This is a genomic window from Burkholderia sp. Ed8, from assembly GCF_040761425.1.
Taxonomy (GTDB): Bacteria; Pseudomonadota; Gammaproteobacteria; order Burkholderiales; family Burkholderiaceae; genus Burkholderia; species Burkholderia seminalis.
Genome location: NZ_CP142886.1, coordinates 3,417,480 through 3,435,534 on the forward strand (window position 1 = coordinate 3,417,480; position 18,055 = coordinate 3,435,534).

The following is an 18,055-nucleotide window of genomic DNA, read 5'->3' on the forward strand; positions in this document are numbered from 1 at the left end:
GTCAGCAAGCCTCAGTGCGCTGCGCCAAGCTCAAGGAATATGAGCCGCATAAGCGCGGACGTCCAACATTGGCACGGTGCCAAGCTCTTGCAACCGTGCAACTAGTTCAAACAGGAAGTGAGTCGTAGCGCGGGAAATCGGCTGCAATGAGAAGTTGCCATCGGCCATCCGCCCGAATATCCCGGCATCTGCGATGCAGCCAAGGTCCAAGGCGCCATCCGCTTTCTCAGCGTCAAGGTAACCCGCAAGTGTGTCACCCAAGGGGGGCCTCCATGGACAGCTCAGGGTCAGCAAGCCAGCAAGGATCGGGCCCGGCTCCTTCGCTGGCCGCACGCCATCTACGGTTGGCACAGGAACGCTGGTCCGGTACAAGCGGCGAACGCTCGCTGCCTTTGATTGTGCATAGCGGACGGTATCACTCGTTGCATCTTGTTTAGCCTCGAATACCGCGTACACGCTCTCCGCTGGAATATACAGAGCCTCCTTAAACGTGAACACTAGTGGCGAGTACTGACGATCGTGAACCACAACATCGATCTGATCGCTAAAGCCGCCTTTACTGTCGACGATGTGGGCCTTGCTCACAACGTAGCGGCGAGGCAGGTATTTGGTGAGTAGCTCAATCCATACGGCTTCGCTTGCATCACCTTTGTCAGTAGGATGGCCGAGTGCCTTGCGCGCCGTTGTCAGTTCACCTTCGACCTGCCCATGCAGGTGATCGAGCAAGTCGGAAAGAGAAGGTACCGTCATTTAACAACCTCGCCCCAAGTCTTCCGTTGCAGTGATTGCGCGGCCGCAGCCTTGATGGCCAGCTTCTCCGCCACCGTCAAGTCGTCAGATATCACATTGTTGGTGTTCGCCGGGTCGACAATTCGAGCCGTTGAAAAATTACCTGCCAAGTACTGGAGCGTTGCCCAAACTCGGGAAGCCAAATCGGGCCCGCTGTGCTTTCGCAGTGCCTCGATGACCGCAAGTTCAAGATAGAAAGATGGGAAATCGAGTCCCTGCTGCGTGCGCCATAGCTTGAGAATCCGCGATTCCATCTGCCGCCCGTTACTTTGCACGTGGGCGATATGAGTCTGCACATTCGTCTTTGTCCAAGTGTTCGCTTTTCGCCGGTACAGACTATGATCCAAGGACAAAAAATTCTGCTGCTTGCCTGGCACTAAATCGACATCGATCGCCCCGACGCGTACCCCAATCGATACATTTTGCCTACGGGGTACATATCCGGCATTTGTCAACGCTTGGCACAGCGTGTCGTGTATTTCCTGGAGGGTATTGGTCGTGGCGGGCGACAGGGAAATAAAAAGATCGACGTCAGTGCCGCTCCTGTTCGCTGTTCCCTTGGCGAATGATCCGCTTGCATCGACTCGCTGCAGGTAAGTACCTGCCCACTGAGTCAGAATCGGCACGAGGGCTTGCCTAGCGGACCAAACCGGCGAAGTTAGTGATGTGTCTACGCTTTCTCGCGCCAAGATGCCGAATAAGTACTGGTCCGCCGTCATCGCTAGCCCTCCCTCGCCTGCTGATTATAGGGGCTGGATACTAGTTACTCGTGAGATTGTGAGTCGACGACCGGACCAATTCACATGGACCAGGGAACGAAAAAGGGGGTACCAGAGGGGGTACCAAGCATTGAAGTCCCCACAATATTCCTTATTAATCATCACCTTGACATCATCAATATCACTGCAACTTCCACATGACGATATGTCTGATCACTTCGGTTGCTCCAGTTTCTGTTGGTTCGGCACTTTGCCATAACCCTTTGCCAGTCGGGCGCTTCACGCCCTTCCGTCGTTCGCTTGCGTGCGCCGGAAATCGTGCCCGGCCGAGAAAAAAGGGGGTATTACTTCAACCATCTCGGGACGATACCCCTTTTCCACCGTTTCGCTTACTGAGGCTGGTCCAATTTCCGTCCCGGTCTTGGAGGGAAAATTCCGGCTCTTCGGGGTGGGCCGAATCGGCCCGGTCGGTACGCTAGCGGACGAATTCCATCGATGTCGTCCGCTGTAGCGCGGCGCGAGGGCGCGCCTCGTTATGGTACCCGCACCAAACTTCGATTTGGCGTCTGGCGTTCTTCTGCGACAAGAACCCATTTGCCGGCCGGCCTGCCGGGGCGCGAGCAGTCAATCTCCACGCCGTTCTCATACGCCCGTTTGTCGAGCGCCTTCGAATGAATTCACTGCCATCATCAACCTCGATATAGCCGGGAATCTCAGAACAACGCGCCCCCACGAAACCCACTCCGCATCACTGCCGCTCGACACGAGCTCCGGGACGCTCGTTTCGCGCACCTCTCGGCAGATGTACCGAGAAAACTGTTTCCGTCGAATCGGACCGCGCCTCGATACGACCCTGATGTGCCTTGGCGATCTCGCTGGCGATGTACAAGCCCAACCCCAATCCGACATCGTCATCGACGTTTTCCGATCGGTCGGATCCACGCTGAAGCGGATCGAAGATCCGGTCGAGCGTGAGCCGATCGATAGCGGGCCCTCATTCCCGACCTCGATATGCGCCTCTGCGTCGTCCGAGGTCGCCGTCACCCGCACGGGTGTATCGGGCGCTCCATACTTGACGGCGTTGCTCACCAGATTGCTCAGGAGCTGCTCGAGCCGCTGATCATCCCAGTCACCCCGCAGGTCGCCGTTCACCTCGAGATTGATCTCGCGATTCGGATGAGCCGTCTGCAATTCGTCGACCACATTGGCGAGCACTTGCACGAGATCGGCATCGCGGCGCACGACGTTGATACCGAGTCCGAGTTGCGTCCGGTTGAAATCGCAGAGATCGTCAAGGAGAGCGTGCATGCGCCCGCCGCTGCGAATCAGCCGGGCCGCGGCCTCCGATATGTCTTCTCCGGCATTGAGCGCGGCCAAATAGGACGCTGTTATCTGAATGGTCTGCAGCGGCGTGCGCATATCGTGACCCAGCATCCCGAGCAACAAGTTGCGGGCCAGCTCCACCTGCTCGGTAAAAAAAGCAACGGATTCCGCGAGCGCCTGATCGATCGCCTCATTGAAGCGAATCATGTCGTCCACATGAGGTGCGTCCGGCTGGCATGCGTCGATCCACAAGCGCAGCACACTGGCACGCAGCGCCCGATACTCGGCCGTCAATTGATTGATGTTGAAGCCTCGACGGGCGCGCAGGACGGCATGCGTCTGCGCGGCCGTTTTCTCCGCGTTCACCGGTTCGGGCGCCCGTCCAAGCGATTTTTCATGTTGCTCCGCCGTCGTTTGCGGCGTATCGATGTCCTCGGCCACCGCCTGCAGGATCTGACGCGCGTGATCGCGTAGCCCATGCGCGTCCATGCTCCGCGCAGCCGGCAGCAGCGTGGCGGCAAATGCCTCCCACTCCACCAGGATCGGCTCCATGTTCTGAACGATGAAATCAGCTAGACGCATGTCGCCTCTCACAATGGAATAAACGGTGGATGGCTTCCGACGCTCCGCGACGATATCACGTGAATATGGGCAATCGAAGGTGCCGCGTCGCGGACGGGCAGCGCGCGGCCGTCGCAACCGCGAAAAAACGCGTACCGAATCGGCAGTCGTCCGTTCCGGCGACGATATCTGCTCTTTTACCGCATCGAACACCGACGGCGCCGGCCGCATGAACGGCGACGGGCGCTCAGGACCCGGCGGCCTGAACACGCGAACTGCGGTTTCCCGGCAGGAACGAGAATTGCACGGCTTCGCGCGCCGCTCCGACCACGGCCGGCATGAACGAGACGATTCCCTTGCTTTCCGGCGTCAATCGCCGGTATGAAACGCCATTGCCGATCGTTTCGCCATCGGATATCCGGACCGCGTTATCCAAATCCATTCAATCGCATATTTTACCGACCCAACGCGTAATAATTTCAGTCGGCTTTTCAATTCAGAATTACAAAATCACAAAACATTATTGACTTCGGCTTTCCAGGAAATCTAGAATCCCTACGACGGCTTACGTTTCGTTTTCTTCTGCCGCACGCAATTCGCCACGCACCCGTGCGAAGGCCTGCCGCATTGCTTTCCCTTGCTGCATCAAGGCCGCACCCTCTGCTGCCGCGGTTTTCTGCTTTTACCAATCGCTCGCTTATTTACCGCCTATTTCTCTTTTTCAAAACGGCGCTACACCCCGATCAATTCCAGTCATTCACCAGAAAAGAATGACCGCGACACGAGACCAAACGGACCCAAGATCCGTTGATTAGCACATCCAGATAAAAAATCGCCATTCATCAGGAGGGACATCAACATGCATCGCCTTGCGAAGTCGCTGTGTCTCGGGCTCGTCTGCGCCGGCCTGCTCGCGGCCTGCAACGACGACGACGTTCAGTCGAACACCCCGCCGTCGAACCACGCCGCGCTGTCGTTCCGCATGGACACCGGCGGCCAGATCAACGCGTTCTACCGGCAGGACAAGGTTGCCGCGCACCTGCTGGTGCGTTCGTCGACGAAGCCGCGCCTGCTGGTGGTCTTCCCCGCCGGCAACAGCGGTACGGGGCTGTGGTTCGACGACACCGCGCAACCGGTGAACGGGAGCCTCGACACGCCGCCGTCCGCGCTGTCGGCACCCGACGCGCACGGCCGCCCGCTGTACGGCATCGGCGCCGACGTGTCGGTCGACACCGGCACGCTGACGATCCGCCAGGGCGTGCTCAGCAACGTGCGCTTCCTGCGCGACTTCAACGGCGGCGCGACGATTCCGCAGCAGATCCTCGCCGCGCCGACGGTCCAGGGCGGCACCGCGCAATGGCAACGCGACCGGATCGACGGCGCGCCCGGCTATGCGTTGCGCATCACGCTGCGCGACGGCGGCAGCATCGCGCCGGCAGCGGGCGGCAAGCTCGTGCTGAACGCGCCGGCCGGCTCGCACACGCTGAAATTGCACATCGATGCGCTGTCGGGCGAGACGCCGCTTTCGCCGATCACGCGCGCCGACCTGTTCGCCCCGTCCGTGAACCCCGACCCGGTGAGCCAGAACGTGCTCGAATTCCTGAGCTTCAACGACAAGCTGCTGGCCGGCTCGTGGCAGTACGACACGTACTTCGGCCGCGATACGCTGATCTCGGTCCGCATGCTGATGCCCGTGCTCGCGCCCGCGGCGATCGAGGCCGGCCTGTCGTCGGTGCTGAGTCGCCTGTCGGCCGACGGCAAGGTCGCGCACGAGGAAGGCATCGGCGAATTCGCGCTGGTCGACAACCAGAAGAACGGCAAGCCGAACGATCCGACGCCGACCTACGACTACAAGATGATCGACAGCGACTACCTGCTCGCGCCGATCGCGGCCGCGTGGCTGATCGACGATACGCGCGGCCAGGCGCGTGCGGCGGCGTATCTCGCACAGCGCGGCAGCGACGGGCAGACCAACGGCAGCCGCCTGGTCGTCAACCTGCTGCACGTCGCGACGACCGCGCAGGCGTTCGCGCAACAGCCGTCGGTCGCGAACCTGATTCACCTGCGGCCCGGCGAGATCGTCGGCAACTGGCGCGACAGTACCGACGGGCTCGGCGGCGGCGTCTACCCGTACGACGTGAACGCGGTGCTCGTGCCGGCCGCGCTGCACGCGGCGAACGCATTCCTCGCGCGCGGCCTGCTCGATCCGTATCTCGATGCCGGCCAGCGCGCGACGCTCGCCAACACGGCGAACGAGGCGACCACGTGGGAGACGCAGGCGCCGCCGCTGTTCCAGGTCAGCGTGCCGGCCGCGCAGGCGGCCACCGACGTGTCGGCCTATGCGCCGTCCGCCGGCGTGCCGGCCGGGGCCGCGCCCAGCGCGCCGCTCGCGTTCTACGCGCTGTCGCTCGATCAGCAAGGCAACCCGATTCCGGTGATGAACTCCGACGGCGGCTTCGCGCTGCTGTTCGGCTCGCCGCCGGACGACCAGCTCCAGCGGATCGTCGGCGACGTCACGCGGCCGTTCCCGACGGGGCTCGTGACCGATGCCGGGATGCTGATCGCGAACCCGGCGTATGCGAGCCAGGCACTGTGGCCGAAATTCACGAGCTCCGCGTATCACGGCACGGTGATCTGGTCGTGGCAGCAGGCGATGTGGGTCGCCGGGCTCGATCGTCAGCTCGCGCGCCAGGATCTGTCGGGCGCGACCCGCGCGCTGCTCACGCAGGCACGGCAGACGATCTGGCAGGTGATCTCGAACGGACGCGACATGCGGACGTCCGAGATGTGGACGTGGTCCTACGTAAACGGCACGTACCAGACCGATGCGTTCGGCACGCGCAGCGCGGATGCGACCGAGGCCAACGCGGCCCAGCTGTGGAGTACGACGTATCTCGCGATCCGCGATCCGCAGCAGCGCGCGGGCAAGTACTGGTGGCAGGCATCGCAGCGGATGCAGGACACGCAGCCGAAACAGGCGACGGCGCTGGCGTCACGCTAGCGCCGCGCGGGCCGACCGGCATGCAAAAGCCCCGGGGCGTCGCCGCCTCCGGGGCTTCGATCGACGATGCATCACCGCGACACGACGCGATTCCGCCCTTCCCGCTTCGCCTGATACAGCCGCTCGTCGACCACCCTCAGCAACGCATCGACCGTACTCCCGTCGACGCCATATTGCGCGACGCCGACGCTGACCGTCACCTGCACGCGCTTGAAGTCCAGCCCGAACGGCGAACTCGCGATCGACGAACGCACGCGCTCGGCCGTCATCCGCGCGCCTTCGAGCGGCATGTCCGGCAGCAGCGCCATGAACTCCTCGCCACCGACGCGCGCAAGCCCGCCCGCCGGCCGGATCGCCTCGAGGCACTGGCGCACGACGCCGCGCAGCACTTCGTCGCCGATCTGGTGCCCGTAGGCATCGTTGATGTTCTTGAAATTGTCGAGATCGAGCGCGAGCAGGCAGAACGGCGTGCCGTCGCGTTCCGCCCGCACCATCTCGCGCTCGACCTGCGCGATGAACTGCCGGCGGTTCGACGCGCCCGTCATCGGATCGGTCGCGGCCATGTACTCGAGCTTCTGGTTCGTGCGCCGCAGCTCCTGCAGCGCGCTCTCGGTACGCGCCATCGATTCCGACAGCCGGCTCATCAGGTCTTCCTGGCTGTAGATCGCCGAGAACGAGCGTGTCGTCTGCAACGCCTGCACGACGCCGTAGCTGAGCAGGAAGAAGCCGCCCGCGAAAATCGCGTGCGCCAGCCACCACATGTGATTCCACGGCTTGCCGAGAATGAATGCGAGCGAAGACAGCGCGAAGGCCATGATCGACACGCCGTAGATCACCATCAGCGGCGAGCGGATCCGCCGCGCGAGCAGCACGCAGACGTTCAGCAGCGAGAACACGAGCGCGCCGCCCTCCATCGACAGGCGCGTACCGAGCGCGCCGGCGATCGGCGAATACGCAAGGTAGGCTACGACGACGTCGACGATCACGAAGAACACGATCCACGGCAGCCACGTTCGCGCGCTCATGCGCCTCTCGATCCGGTCGGGCGGACGCGAATACGACAGCAGGCCCGTCAGCAGCAGGATCGACATCACGAGCCGCGACGCGGGCCCGTACAGCAGGAACAGCCAGATATTGTGGTGCGCCATCCCGGTGAACGCACCGTGCAGCGCATAGATCATCGCGAAGCCGAGAAAGCCGAGCGTCAGCCAGCGCAGCAGCGGCTCGCCGGACGACCGGTAGCACACCCACGTCACATAGGTGACGAACGCACCCTCGAGGGTAGCGGCCGCAATCGCGATTTCATGGAATGCGTGGTTCTCGAACCCGACGTGCGGGTCGCTGAAGAACCACAGGTAGGCGATCAGATACGCAGGCAGCAACGCGAATCCGACCAGCAGGCATTTCGCGTAAAGCCTCGCGGCCGCGCTGACGACGCGCGGCGGTTCCCCGGCTGCATAGGTCGTACTCATTCGGTCCCCGGTCGGTCTGCTGCGTTGGTTCGAACCTTCGCGGCACGGATCGCGCCATGCGCGATCCTGCCCATCGTGCCGAAAGGCAAATGTCAGAGCAAGTATAGGTGGGGCAATTCGTTTGACAAGTCAGGGGAAACGGCATTGCCGGGCGCACGCCTTTTGCTTCCCGATTGTTTCGAATCGCGGCGCTGCCGCACCGATTGATGTCGCGGCCGCGGGCGTCGCCGAAGCGAAACCGCGGCCGCGACCGGCCAAAGATCAGAGGATTTCGAACAGACCGGCCGCGCCCTGCCCGCCGCCGATGCACATCGTGACGACCACGTACTTCACGCCGCGCCGCTTGCCTTCGATCAGCGCGTGGCCGGTCAGGCGAGCGCCCGACACGCCGTACGGATGGCCGACCGCGATCGCGCCGCCGTTCACGTTCAGGCGATCCTCAGGAATCCCGAGCGTGTCGCGGCAGTACAGCACCTGTACCGCGAATGCTTCGTTCAACTCCCACAGGCCGATGTCGTCGACCTTCAATCCGGCCTGCTTCAGCAGCTTCGGCACCGCGAACACGGGGCCGATGCCCATCTCGTCCGGCTCGCAGCCGGCCACCGCGAAGCCGCGGAACACGCCCAGCGGCTGCAGCCCTTCGCGCTGCGCGGCATCGGCGCTCATCACGACACACGCCGACGCGCCGTCCGAGAACTGGCTCGCGTTGCCGGCGGTGATCACGCCGCCCGGCACGGCCGAGCGGATCTTCGACACGCCTTCGAGCGTCGTGTCGGGGCGAATGCCTTCGTCGGCCGATACCGTCACTTCCTTCGTGAACAGGCGGCCCGTCGCCTTGTCGGCGATGCCCGCGAGCACCGTGATCGGCACGATCTCGTCGCGGAACCGCCCGGCTTCCTGCGCGGCCGCGGCGCGCAGTTGCGACTGCACGCCATACTCGTCCTGCCGCTCCTTCGAGATGCCGTAGCGCTTCGCGACGTTCTCGGCCGTCTGCAGCATGTTCCAGTAGATTTCCGGCTTGTGCTGGACGAGCCAGCCTTCCTGGATCATGTGCCGGTTCATCTCGTTCTGCACGCACGAGATCGATTCGACGCCGCCGGCGACATAGATCTCGCCTTCGCCCGCGATGATCCGCTGCGCGGCCAGCGCGATGGTCTGCAGCCCCGACGAGCAGAATCGGTTCACCGTCATCCCCGGCACGGTCACGGGCAAACCCGCGCGCAGTGCGATCTGGCGCGCGATGTTCGCGCCGGTCGCGCCTTCGGGGTTCGCGCAGCCCATGATCACGTCCTCGACGCGAGCGGGGTCGAGCTTCGCGCGTTCGAGCGCGGCGGCGACCACGTGGCCGCCGAGCGTCGCGCCGTGCGTCATGTTGAATGCGCCACGCCAGGATTTCGCCAGCGGCGTGCGTGCGGTCGATACGATTACGGCTTCGGTCATGCGAGTCTCCTTCGGTGCTGCCCTGAATCGGATGGGAAATGCGCTACGCCGCCGGGCGCGCGCCCGCGGACGTCACATGCGCGACGCCCGCTGCCTGCATCTGCTGCCATGCGTGCGCGAGCGACCCGTTCAGGTCGATCGCACGGCACGCATCGTTGATCACCGCGGCGTCGAACCCGGCCGCGCGCGCATCGAGCGCCGACCACGCGACGCAATAGTCGGTCGCGAGCCCGCAGCACCACACGCGCTTCGCGCCGAGTTCGCGCAAGTAGCCCGCAAGTCCCGTGCGCGTCGTGCGGTCGGCTTCGACGAACGCGGAATAGCTGTCGACCTGCGCGTCGCCGCCCTTGCGGATTACGAGCCGCGCGTGCGGGATGTCGAGGTCGCGATGCAGCGCCGCGCCGTCGGTGTCCTGCACGCAATGCACGGGCCACAGCACCTGCTCGCCGTACGGCAGCGCGAGCGTGGAAAACGGCTCGCGGCCCGGATGGTTCGCCGCGAACGACACGTGCTCGCGCGGGTGCCAGTCCTGCGTCAGCACGACCTGGTCGAAGCGCTGCGCGAGCGCGTTGATCACCGGCACGACCGCATCGCCGTCCGGCACCGCGAGCGCGCCGCCCGGCATGAAGTCGTATTGCACGTCGATCACGAGCAGGACGTCGTCGGTGCGTTTCATTGCGTGTCTCCAGACAGGATCGGCCGCGCCGCCATGCGGCGGCGTCAGCCGTTGAACCCGCGGCCGGCCTTCGCCAGTTCCGCGATCGACGGCGCGAGCCGCCATGCGTCGCCGTTCGGTGCCGCCGCATAGCGGCGAATCGCGCGCTCGACGTTGTAGAGGCCGACCGTGTCCGCATACAGCATCGGGCCGCCGCGCCACAGCGGGAAGCCATAGCCGGTCAGGTAGACCATGTCGATGTCGGATGCCTTCGACGCGATCTTCTCCTCGAGGATCTTCGCGCCTTCGTTGACGAGCGCGAACACCAGCCGCTCGACGATCTCGTCGTCGCCGATCTTGCGCCGCTCGACGCCGCGCTCCTTCGAATACGCGACGACCATCTCGTCGACGAGCGACGACGGCTTCGCCTTGCGATCGCCCGGCACGTAGTCGTACCAGCCGCCGCCCGTCTTCTGGCCGAAGCGGCCCTGTTCGCACAGGCGGTCGGCGATCTTCGAGTACTGCAGGTCGGGTTGCTCGACGTAGCGGCGCTTGCGGATCGCCCAGCCGATGTCGTTGCCGGCGAGGTCGCTCATCCGGAACGGCCCCATCGCGAACCCGAACTTCTCGATCGCGCGGTCGACCTGCGCGGGCAACGCGCCTTCCTCGAGCATGAACAGCGCCTGGCGGATGTACTGCTCGATCATCCGGTTGCCGATGAAGCCGTCGCACACACCCGACACGACCGCCGTCTTGCGAATCTTCTTCGCGACGGCCATCACGGTCGCGAGCACATCCTTCGCGGTCTGCGCGCCGCGCACGACCTCGAGCAGCTTCATCACGTTCGCCGGGCTGAAGAAGTGCATGCCGACCACGTCCTGCGGACGCTTGGTGAACGCCGCGATCTTGTCGACATCGAGCGTCGACGTGTTCGACGCGAGGATCGCGCCCGGCTTCGCGACTTCGTCGAGCTTCCTGAACACCTGCTCCTTCACGCCGAGCTCCTCGAACACGGCCTCGACGATCAGGTCGGCGTCCTTCAGGTCGTCGTAAGAGAGCGTCGGCGCGATCAGCGCCATGCGCGCGTCGAGCTTCTCCTGCGTGAGCTTGCCCTTCTTCACCTGCGCGTCGTAGTTCTTGCGGATCGTCGCGATGCCGCGCTCGAGCGCTTCCTGCTTCGTCTCGAGCAGCGTGACGGGCAGGCCCGCGTTGATGAAGTTCATCGCGATCCCGCCGCCCATCGTGCCCGCGCCGATCACGCCGACGCGACGAATCTCGCGCAGCGGCGTGTCGGACGGCACGTCGGGAATCTTGCTCGCCGCACGCTCGCCGAAGAACGCATGGCGCAACGCGCGGCTTTCCGGCGTCATCATCAGCGCGACGAAACCTTCGCGCTCGGCGATGCTGCCCTGGTCGAAGCCGTTCAGCACGCCCGCCTCGATCGCATCGATGCACTTGTGCGGCGCGGGGAAATTCGGCGCGGCGGCCTGCGCGGAATTGCGCGCGAACTGAATGAAGCCCGCGGCGTTGTCGTGGACGATCTTGCGATCGCGCACCCGCGGGTGCGGCCCTGGCCGCGCGCCGGCCTTGCGCGCGAACGCGACGGCCGCCTCCAGCAGGTCGCCGTCGGCCATCTCGTCGAACAGCCCGCTGTTCGCCAGTTGCTCCGACGGCACCGGTGCGCCCGACACGATCATGTTCAGCGCGGTCTCGAGCCCGACCGCGCGCGGCAGGCGCTGCGTGCCGCCCGCACCCGGCAGCAGGCCGAGCTTCACTTCGGGCAGCGCGACCTGCGCGCCGGGCGCCGCGACGCGGTAATGCGCGCCGAGCGCGAGTTCGAGGCCGCCGCCCATCACGACGCTGTGCAGCGCCGCGACGACGGGCTTCGCGCTCGCTTCCACCGCGCGGATCACGGTGTGCAGCGTCGGCTCCTGCAGCGCCTTCGGCGTATTGAATTCGGTGATGTCGGCGCCGCCCGAGAACGCGCGGCCCGCGCCGGTCAGCACGATGGCCGTGACCGACGGATCCCGCGCGGCGCGATCGAGCGCGTCCATGACGCCCTGACGGGTCGACAGGCCGAGCCCGTTGACCGGCGGATTGTTGAGCGTGATGACGGCCACGCCGTCGCGAGTCGAGTAATCCACTGCCATCTGCCTGCCTCCATGCATCGCGCGCCGGGTTGGCTGCGCTTCATTGTGCGCGGTCGAACAGCCGCATGTCCGGATGAACTGAGGCAGCATACAACGAAAAAGCACGGTCGTTCAATTTGAATTTTGTTGCCGATCCGGGGACGGATCGGGCGACCGTTTCGCGGGCCGTCGCCGGCCCGGGCGCGATGCTTACGGCGCGCCCACCGCCGTGGGCAGCACGTAGTCGCGGAACGTCTCGCGCAGCTTCAGCTTCTGCAGCTTGCCGGTCGCGGTGTGCGGCAGCGATTCGACGAACACGACGTCGTCGGGGATCCACCATTTCGCGACCTTGCCTTCGTAGAACGCGAGCAGCGTGTCGCGGCTCAGGTTCGCGCCTTCGCGCGGCACCACGACGAGCAGCGGGCGCTCGGTCCATTTCGGGTGCGCGCATGCGATGCACGCGGCTTCGGCCACGCCCGGGTGGGCGACCGCGACGTTCTCGATGTCGATCGAGCTGATCCATTCGCCGCCCGACTTGATCACGTCCTTGCTGCGGTCGGTGATCTGCAGGAAGCCGTCGGGATCGATCGTCGCGACGTCGCCGGTCGGGAACCAGCCGTCCGACAGCGGCGATTCGTCGCCGCGAAAGTAGTGATCGATCACCCACGGCCCGCGCACCTGCAATTCGCCGAACGCGACGCCGTCCCACGGCAGCTCGTGGCCGTCCTCGCCGACGATGCGCATGTCGACGCCGCAGATCACGCGGCCCTGCTTCTCGAGCAGCCGGCGCTGCGCGTCGAGCGGCCGCTGCGACTGCGCCCAGTTGAGCTTCGCGAGCGTGCCGAGCGGCGACAGTTCGGTCATTCCCCATGCATGGATCACGCGCACGCCGTATTCGTCCTCGAACGTGCGCAGCATCGCGGGCGGGCACGCGGAGCCGCCGATCACCGTGCGGTTCAGCGTCGAGAAGCGTACGCCGGCTTCGCGCATGTAGTTGAGCAGCCCGAGCCACACGGTCGGCACGCCCGCGGAAAACGTCACGCGCTCGGCCTCCATCAGCGCGTACAGCGACTTGCCGTCGAGATCCTTGCCGGGCAGCACGAGCTTGCCGCCGGTCAGCGGCACCGCGTACGGCAGCCCCCACGCGTTGACGTGGAACATCGGCACGACGGGCAGCACGGCGTCCATCGCGGACAGGTTCATCGCGTCGGGCAGCGCGGCGCCGTATGCGTGCAGCACCGTCGAGCGGTGCGAATACAGCACGCCCTTCGGGTTGCCGGTCGTGCCCGACGTGTAGCAGAGCCCCGACGCCTGCTGCTCGTCGAGGCGCGGCCAGTCGTAGCGGCCGTCTTCGGCGTCGACGAGCGTTTCGTAGCAGAGGTACGGCGTCGCGCCCGTCGGCAGGTGCGCGGCATCGGTCATCGCGACCCAGCCCTTCACGTGCGGACACTGCGGCGCGATGGCGTCGACGAGCGGCGCGAAATTGATGTCGAAGAAGACGTAGCGGTCTTCCGCGTGATTGACGATGTACGCGATCTGCTCGGGAAACAGGCGCGGGTTGATGGTGTGACAGACGGCGCCCATCCCGCCGATCCCGTAGTACGCCTCCAGATGCCGGTAGCCGTTCCACGCCAGCGTGCCGACGCGGTCGCCGGCGTCGACGCCGAGCCGCACAAGCGCCTGCGCCAGTTGCTTCGCGCGGCGCTGGCAATCGCGGTACGTATAGCGATGCAGGTCGCCTTCCACGCGCTTCGACACGATCTCCGTGTCGCCGGCGTGCCGCGCGGCATGCGAAATCAGCGAGGACACCAGCAGCGGCACGTCCATCATCTGGCCCAGCAACGGCTTACCCATCGTCTTGTTCTCCGTGAGGATGCGAATCGGTGACCAGCCCCTGCAACGCGCCCGTCAGCGGCCCCGGACGGGCGTGGCGCACGGTGCGCGCGCCGCCATGCGGGCGGCGCGGCGCCGCCTTACAATATCGGCTTACCCAGAGGCGCTCAACATGTCGTTTTCCCGAAGCGCAGCCGATGCGGCTGACACTCTCCCCGACCTCGCCGCCACGCTCGGCGCGCCCGCCGCCGGCGCGTTCGTCACGCTCGGCGACGCGTTTCATACGCGGCTGCCGGCCGCGCCGCTCGCCGCGCCGTACGTCGTCGGCTTTTCCGGCGAAGTCGCCCGGTTGCTCGACCTGCCGCCGTCGCTCGCCGCGCAGCCCGGCTTCGCCGAGCTGTTCGCCGGCAATCCGACGCGCGACTGGCCCGCGCACGCGATGCCGTACGCGTCGGTGTATTCCGGCCACCAGTTCGGCGTGTGGGCCGGCCAGCTCGGCGACGGCCGCGCGCTGACGATCGGCGAACGCACCGGCACCGACGGCCGCCGCTACGAGCTGCAGCTGAAAGGCAGCGGCCGCACGCCGTACTCGCGGATGGGCGACGGCCGCGCGGTGCTGCGCTCGTCGATCCGCGAATTCCTGTGCTCGGAAGCGATGCATCACCTCGGCATCCCGACCACGCGCGCGCTGACGGTGATCGGTTCCGACCAGCCGGTGGTGCGCGAGGAAATCGAGACGTCGGCCGTCGTCACGCGCGTGTCGGAGAGCTTCGTGCGCTTCGGCCACTTCGAGCACTTCTTCTCGAACGATCGCCCCGACCTGCTGCGCCAGCTCGCCGATCACGTGATCGACCGCTTCTATCCGGCCTGCCGCGACGCAGACGATCCGTACCTCGCGCTGCTCGAGGCCGTGACGCTGCGCACGGCCGAGCTCGTCGCGCAATGGCAGGCCGTCGGCTTCTGCCACGGCGTGATGAACACCGACAACATGTCGATCCTCGGCGTGACGATCGACTACGGCCCGTTCGGCTTCGTCGACGCGTTCGATGCGAATCACATCTGCAACCACTCGGACAACGGCGGCCGCTACGCGTACCGGATGCAGCCGCGCATCGCGCACTGGAACTGCTACTGCCTCGCACAGGCGCTGCTGCCGCTGATCGGGCTGCAGCACGACATCGCCGACGACGATGCGCGCGCCGAGCGCGCGGTGGACGATGCGCAGGCCGTGCTCGCGACCTTCCCCGAGCGTTTCGGCCCCGCGCTCGAACGCGCGATGCGCGCGAAGCTCGGCCTCGAACTCGAACGCGAGAACGACGCCGACCTCGCCAACAAGCTGCTCGAGACGATGCACGCGAGCCACGCGGATTTCACGCTGACGTTCCGCCGCCTCGCGCAGATCTCGAAGCACGACGCGAGCCGCGACGCACCGGTGCGCGACCTGTTCATCGACCGCGAAGCGTTCGATGCGTGGGCGAACCTCTACCGCGCGCGGCTGTCCGAGGAAACGCGCGACGACGCGGCGCGCGCGGTCGCGATGAACCGCGCGAACCCGAAATACGTGCTTCGCAACCATCTGGCCGAAGTCGCGATCCGGCGCGCAAAGGAAAAGGATTTTTCGGAAGTCGAGCGGCTCGCGCAGATCCTGCGCCGCCCGTTCGACGAACAACCGGAGCATGAAGCGTACGCGGCGTTGCCGCCCGACTGGGCCGGGTCGCTCGAAGTGAGCTGCTCGTCCTGAGCCCGCAACCCGCGCGTATCGACCGACCGATCAGGAGAACCCCACATGTCCCACGATTCCGACGACAAGACCTTCCCGTACCAGAAGGACGACGCCGAGCTGCGCCGCCGCCTCACGCCGATGCAGTATGAGGTCACGCAGCACGCGGCGACCGAGCGCGCCTTCACCGGCGAATACACCGACACCGAGGATGCCGGCATCTACAAATGCATCGTCTGCAGCACGCCGCTGTTCGAGTCCGGCTCCAAGTTCCATTCCGGCTGCGGCTGGCCCAGCTACTTCAAGCCGCTCAACGGCGAGGTGATCGACGAGAAGGTCGACTACTCGCACGGGATGGTGCGCGTCGAGGTGCGCTGCAACCACTGCGGCGCGCATCTGGGCCACGTCTTCGAGGACGGCCCGCGCGACAAGACCGGTTTGCGGTACTGCATCAATTCGGCTGCGTTAAACTTCGAGTCCCGACCCGAAAACGACTGAGCGGCGCCGGGCGGATCGGCGGGGTCGACTCTCGCCGGCCGGCCAGCCCCGGGCTGGCCGCCCCGATCCGCGACGGTGGTGCCTGGCGGGTCCCTACAACGGTGAAAGGCCGCGCGAGCGGCCTTTCACGCAGCTGCGAGCGCCATGAAATTCCTGTTCGATCTGTTTCCGATCATCCTGTTTTTTGTCGCCTTCAAGGTCTGGGGCATCTTTACCGCCACCGCCGTCGCGATCATCGCGACACTGGCCCAGGTCGCATGGGTCGCCTTCCGGCACCGGAAGGTCGACACGATGCTGTGGGTCAGCCTCGGCGTGATCGTCGTCTTCGGCGGCGCCACCCTCGTCCTGCATGACGAGAAATTCATTCAATGGAAACCGACTGTGCTGTACTGGTTGTTTGCGATCGGGTTGCTCGCCGCGCGTTATGCGTTCAGCAAGAACCTGATCGAGAAGATGATGGGCAAGCAGCTCACGCTGCCGACGCCCGTGTGGGACAAGCTGAACGTCGCATGGGCGCTGTTCTTCGCGGTGCTCGGCGTCGCGAACCTGTATGTGGTACACAACTTCACCGAATCGCAATGGGTGAACTTCAAGCTGTTCGGTACGACGGGCGCGATGGTCGTGTTCATCATCCTGCAGAGCCTGTGGCTCACGAAATACCTGAAGGACGAGTGACATGACGGACGCCTTTCTCCACGCCTCGCCCGACGAGCGCATCGCGCTGATCGAGGCGCGCCTCACCGCGTCGCTGGCGCCGCTGGCGCTCACCGTGCGCGACGACAGCGCGCAGCACGCGGGCCACGCCGGCGCGGCCGCCGGCGGTCATTTCACGGTCACGATCGTCTCGGCCGCCTTCACGGGCAAGCCACGCGTCGCGCGGCACCGGCTGGTGTATGATGCGCTCGCTGATGCGATGCAGCGCGGCATTCACGCGCTCGCGATCGTGGCTTATACGCCCGAAGAATTCAACGAATCTTCAATCTAGTCTCATTAGGAATTCCCGATGATCCTGAAATCCCCCCGCCTGTGGGTCGCGGCGGCTGCTTTCGCAGCGGCACCGGCATTCGCCCAGAACATCGCCGTCGTCAACGGCACGCCGATTCCGAAGTCGCGCGCCGATGCGATGGTCGCGCAGCTCGTCCAGCAAGGGCAGACCGACGGCCCGCAACTGCAGCAGGCCGTGCGCCAGGAACTCGTGAACCGCGAAATCCTGATGCAGGAAGCAATCCGCGAAGGCATCCCGAATCGTCCGGACGTGAAGGCGCAGGTCGCCGTCGCGCAGCAGACCGTCGTGCTGCGTTCGATGATCGAGAGCTTCCTGAAGAAGAACCAGCCGACCGACGCCGAAGTGAAGGCGCGCTACGACGACCTCGTCAAGGGCGCGGGCGGCAACCGCGAATACCACCTGCACCACATCCTCGTCAGCGACGAGCAGCAGGCGAAGGACCTGATCGCGAAGATCAAGGCCGGCGCGAAGTTCGAGGATCTCGCGAAGCAATACTCGAAGGATCCGGGTTCGGGCAAGAACGGCGGCGATCTCGACTGGTCCGATCCGAAGGCGTACGTGCCGGAATTCGCGGCAGCGGCGCAGAAGCTGCAGAAAGGCCAGATGACCGACACGCCGGTGAAGACGCAGTTCGGCTGGCACATCATCCGCGTCGACGACATCCGCGACATCGCACCGCCGCCGCTCGAGCAGGTCAAGGCGCAGATCGCGCAGCAGCTCGTGCAGCAGAAGCTGCAGGCGTTCGAGGAAGGCCTGCGCCAGCAGGCGAAGATCCAGTAACGCCGGCGCGCGTCGCCCGCGCAACGAAAGAAAGCCGCTCTCCGGAGCGGCTTTTTCTTTTGATGCGCCGGACCATGCCATGCAAAAGGCCGCTCCTCAGAGCGGCCTTTTCCGTACCGGACGCGACCC

14 protein-coding genes and 2 pseudogenes are annotated in these 18,055 nt (G+C 65.3%); 6 read left to right on the forward strand and 10 right to left on the reverse strand.

The annotated features are described in order from the left end of the window. Positions 1–30 precede the first annotated feature (30 nt). From VXM69_RS29695 to VXM69_RS29715, 5 genes and pseudogenes are all read right to left on the reverse strand, one after another. The gene (locus VXM69_RS29695; protein ID WP_367189676.1) at positions 31–750 is read right to left on the reverse strand and encodes a DUF6602 domain-containing protein; all 720 of its coding nucleotides are present in this window, start codon (positions 748–750) and stop codon (positions 31–33) included. Continuing rightward, positions 747–1,415, reverse strand: a complete 669-nt coding sequence (locus VXM69_RS29700) for a nucleotidyltransferase (RefSeq protein ID WP_367189677.1) — start codon at positions 1,413–1,415, stop codon at positions 747–749. Before VXM69_RS29700 ends, VXM69_RS29695 begins: the two co-directional genes overlap by 4 nt. Before the next feature lie 568 nt (positions 1,416–1,983). Beyond that, positions 1,984–2,220, reverse strand: a pseudogene (locus VXM69_RS29705) (IS3 family transposase); the annotation flags it as partial. 36 nt (positions 2,221–2,256) lie between these two features. Then, a pseudogene (locus VXM69_RS29710) lies at positions 2,257–3,413 on the reverse strand (sensor histidine kinase). Between the two features lie 226 nt (positions 3,414–3,639). Continuing rightward, entirely contained in the window at positions 3,640–3,834 is a 195-nt protein-coding gene (locus VXM69_RS29715; protein ID WP_156810492.1) for a hypothetical protein, read from the reverse strand. A gap of 417 nt (positions 3,835–4,251) precedes the next feature. Here VXM69_RS29715 and VXM69_RS29720 point away from each other — a divergent pair, with 417 nt between their 5' ends. Then, the gene (locus VXM69_RS29720; protein WP_367189678.1) at positions 4,252–6,393 is read left to right on the forward strand and encodes a hypothetical protein; all 2,142 of its coding nucleotides are present in this window, start codon (positions 4,252–4,254) and stop codon (positions 6,391–6,393) included. Positions 6,394–6,464: 71 nt separating this feature from the next. Here the strand turns inward: VXM69_RS29720 and VXM69_RS29725 are convergent, their stop codons facing one another. From VXM69_RS29725 to VXM69_RS29745, 5 genes are all read right to left on the reverse strand, one after another. After that, complete coding sequence (locus VXM69_RS29725; protein ID WP_034188751.1) at positions 6,465–7,865, reverse strand: GGDEF domain-containing protein; 1,401 nt, start codon at positions 7,863–7,865, stop codon at positions 6,465–6,467. A 261-nt stretch (positions 7,866–8,126) separates the two neighbouring features. Beyond that, entirely contained in the window at positions 8,127–9,305 is a 1,179-nt protein-coding gene (locus VXM69_RS29730; RefSeq protein ID WP_034188752.1) for an acetyl-CoA C-acyltransferase, read from the reverse strand. A 43-nt stretch (positions 9,306–9,348) separates the two neighbouring features. Further along, positions 9,349–9,981: a bifunctional nicotinamidase/pyrazinamidase gene (pncA, locus tag VXM69_RS29735; protein WP_034188753.1), complete on the reverse strand. Its 633-nt coding sequence runs from the start codon at positions 9,979–9,981 to the stop codon at positions 9,349–9,351. Positions 9,982–10,025: 44 nt separating this feature from the next. Continuing rightward, positions 10,026–12,110, reverse strand: coding sequence for a 3-hydroxyacyl-CoA dehydrogenase NAD-binding domain-containing protein (locus VXM69_RS29740; protein ID WP_367189679.1), 2,085 nt, complete (start codon positions 12,108–12,110; stop codon positions 10,026–10,028). A 189-nt stretch (positions 12,111–12,299) separates the two neighbouring features. After that, complete coding sequence (locus VXM69_RS29745) at positions 12,300–13,943, reverse strand: 3-(methylthio)propionyl-CoA ligase (RefSeq protein WP_367189681.1); 1,644 nt, start codon at positions 13,941–13,943, stop codon at positions 12,300–12,302. 151 nt (positions 13,944–14,094) lie between these two features. On the opposite strand from VXM69_RS29745, the gene VXM69_RS29750 reads away from it, so the two are divergent. The 5 genes from VXM69_RS29750 to VXM69_RS29770 all read left to right on the forward strand — a co-directional run bounded on the left by VXM69_RS29750 (position 14,095) and on the right by VXM69_RS29770 (position 17,926). Continuing rightward, positions 14,095–15,663: a YdiU family protein gene (locus VXM69_RS29750; protein WP_367189682.1), complete on the forward strand. Its 1,569-nt coding sequence runs from the start codon at positions 14,095–14,097 to the stop codon at positions 15,661–15,663. Between the two features lie 45 nt (positions 15,664–15,708). Continuing rightward, positions 15,709–16,140, forward strand: a complete 432-nt coding sequence (gene msrB, locus VXM69_RS29755) for a peptide-methionine (R)-S-oxide reductase MsrB (protein ID WP_034188757.1) — start codon at positions 15,709–15,711, stop codon at positions 16,138–16,140. 144 nt (positions 16,141–16,284) lie between these two features. Further along, a complete protein-coding gene (locus tag VXM69_RS29760; RefSeq protein WP_034188758.1) occupies positions 16,285–16,815 on the forward strand; it encodes a septation protein A in 531 nt (176 codons plus the stop codon). Between the two features lies 1 nt (position 16,816). Further along, on the forward strand, positions 16,817–17,125 hold the full coding sequence (locus tag VXM69_RS29765; RefSeq protein ID WP_034188759.1) for a BolA family transcriptional regulator: 309 nt from the start codon (positions 16,817–16,819) through the stop codon (positions 17,123–17,125). Positions 17,126–17,143: 18 nt separating this feature from the next. Continuing rightward, a complete protein-coding gene (locus tag VXM69_RS29770) occupies positions 17,144–17,926 on the forward strand; it encodes a peptidylprolyl isomerase (RefSeq protein WP_034188760.1) in 783 nt (260 codons plus the stop codon). The last annotated feature ends 129 nt before the right edge of the window (positions 17,927–18,055 follow it).

Bases quoted from the DNA above. Each gene is read 5' to 3' on its own strand.
- VXM69_RS29695 (WP_367189676.1), bottom strand. From the start codon at position 750: ATGACGGTACCTTCTCTTTCCGACTTGCTCGATCACCTGCATGGGCAG.
- VXM69_RS29715 (WP_156810492.1), bottom strand. From the start codon at position 3,834: ATGGATTTGGATAACGCGGTCCGGATATCCGATGGCGAAACGATCGGC.
- VXM69_RS29720 (WP_367189678.1), top strand. From the start codon at position 4,252: ATGCATCGCCTTGCGAAGTCGCTGTGTCTCGGGCTCGTCTGCGCCGGC.
- VXM69_RS29725 (WP_034188751.1), bottom strand. From the start codon at position 7,865: ATGAGTACGACCTATGCAGCCGGGGAACCGCCGCGCGTCGTCAGCGCG.
- VXM69_RS29730 (WP_034188752.1), bottom strand. From the start codon at position 9,305: ATGACCGAAGCCGTAATCGTATCGACCGCACGCACGCCGCTGGCGAAA.
- pncA (WP_034188753.1), bottom strand. From the start codon at position 9,981: ATGAAACGCACCGACGACGTCCTGCTCGTGATCGACGTGCAATACGAC.
- VXM69_RS29740 (WP_367189679.1), bottom strand. From the start codon at position 12,110: ATGGCAGTGGATTACTCGACTCGCGACGGCGTGGCCGTCATCACGCTC.
- VXM69_RS29745 (WP_367189681.1), bottom strand. From the start codon at position 13,943: ATGGGTAAGCCGTTGCTGGGCCAGATGATGGACGTGCCGCTGCTGGTG.
- VXM69_RS29750 (WP_367189682.1), top strand. From the start codon at position 14,095: ATGTCGTTTTCCCGAAGCGCAGCCGATGCGGCTGACACTCTCCCCGAC.
- msrB (WP_034188757.1), top strand. From the start codon at position 15,709: ATGTCCCACGATTCCGACGACAAGACCTTCCCGTACCAGAAGGACGAC.
- VXM69_RS29760 (WP_034188758.1), top strand. From the start codon at position 16,285: ATGAAATTCCTGTTCGATCTGTTTCCGATCATCCTGTTTTTTGTCGCC.
- VXM69_RS29765 (WP_034188759.1), top strand. From the start codon at position 16,817: ATGACGGACGCCTTTCTCCACGCCTCGCCCGACGAGCGCATCGCGCTG.
- VXM69_RS29770 (WP_034188760.1), top strand. From the start codon at position 17,144: ATGATCCTGAAATCCCCCCGCCTGTGGGTCGCGGCGGCTGCTTTCGCA.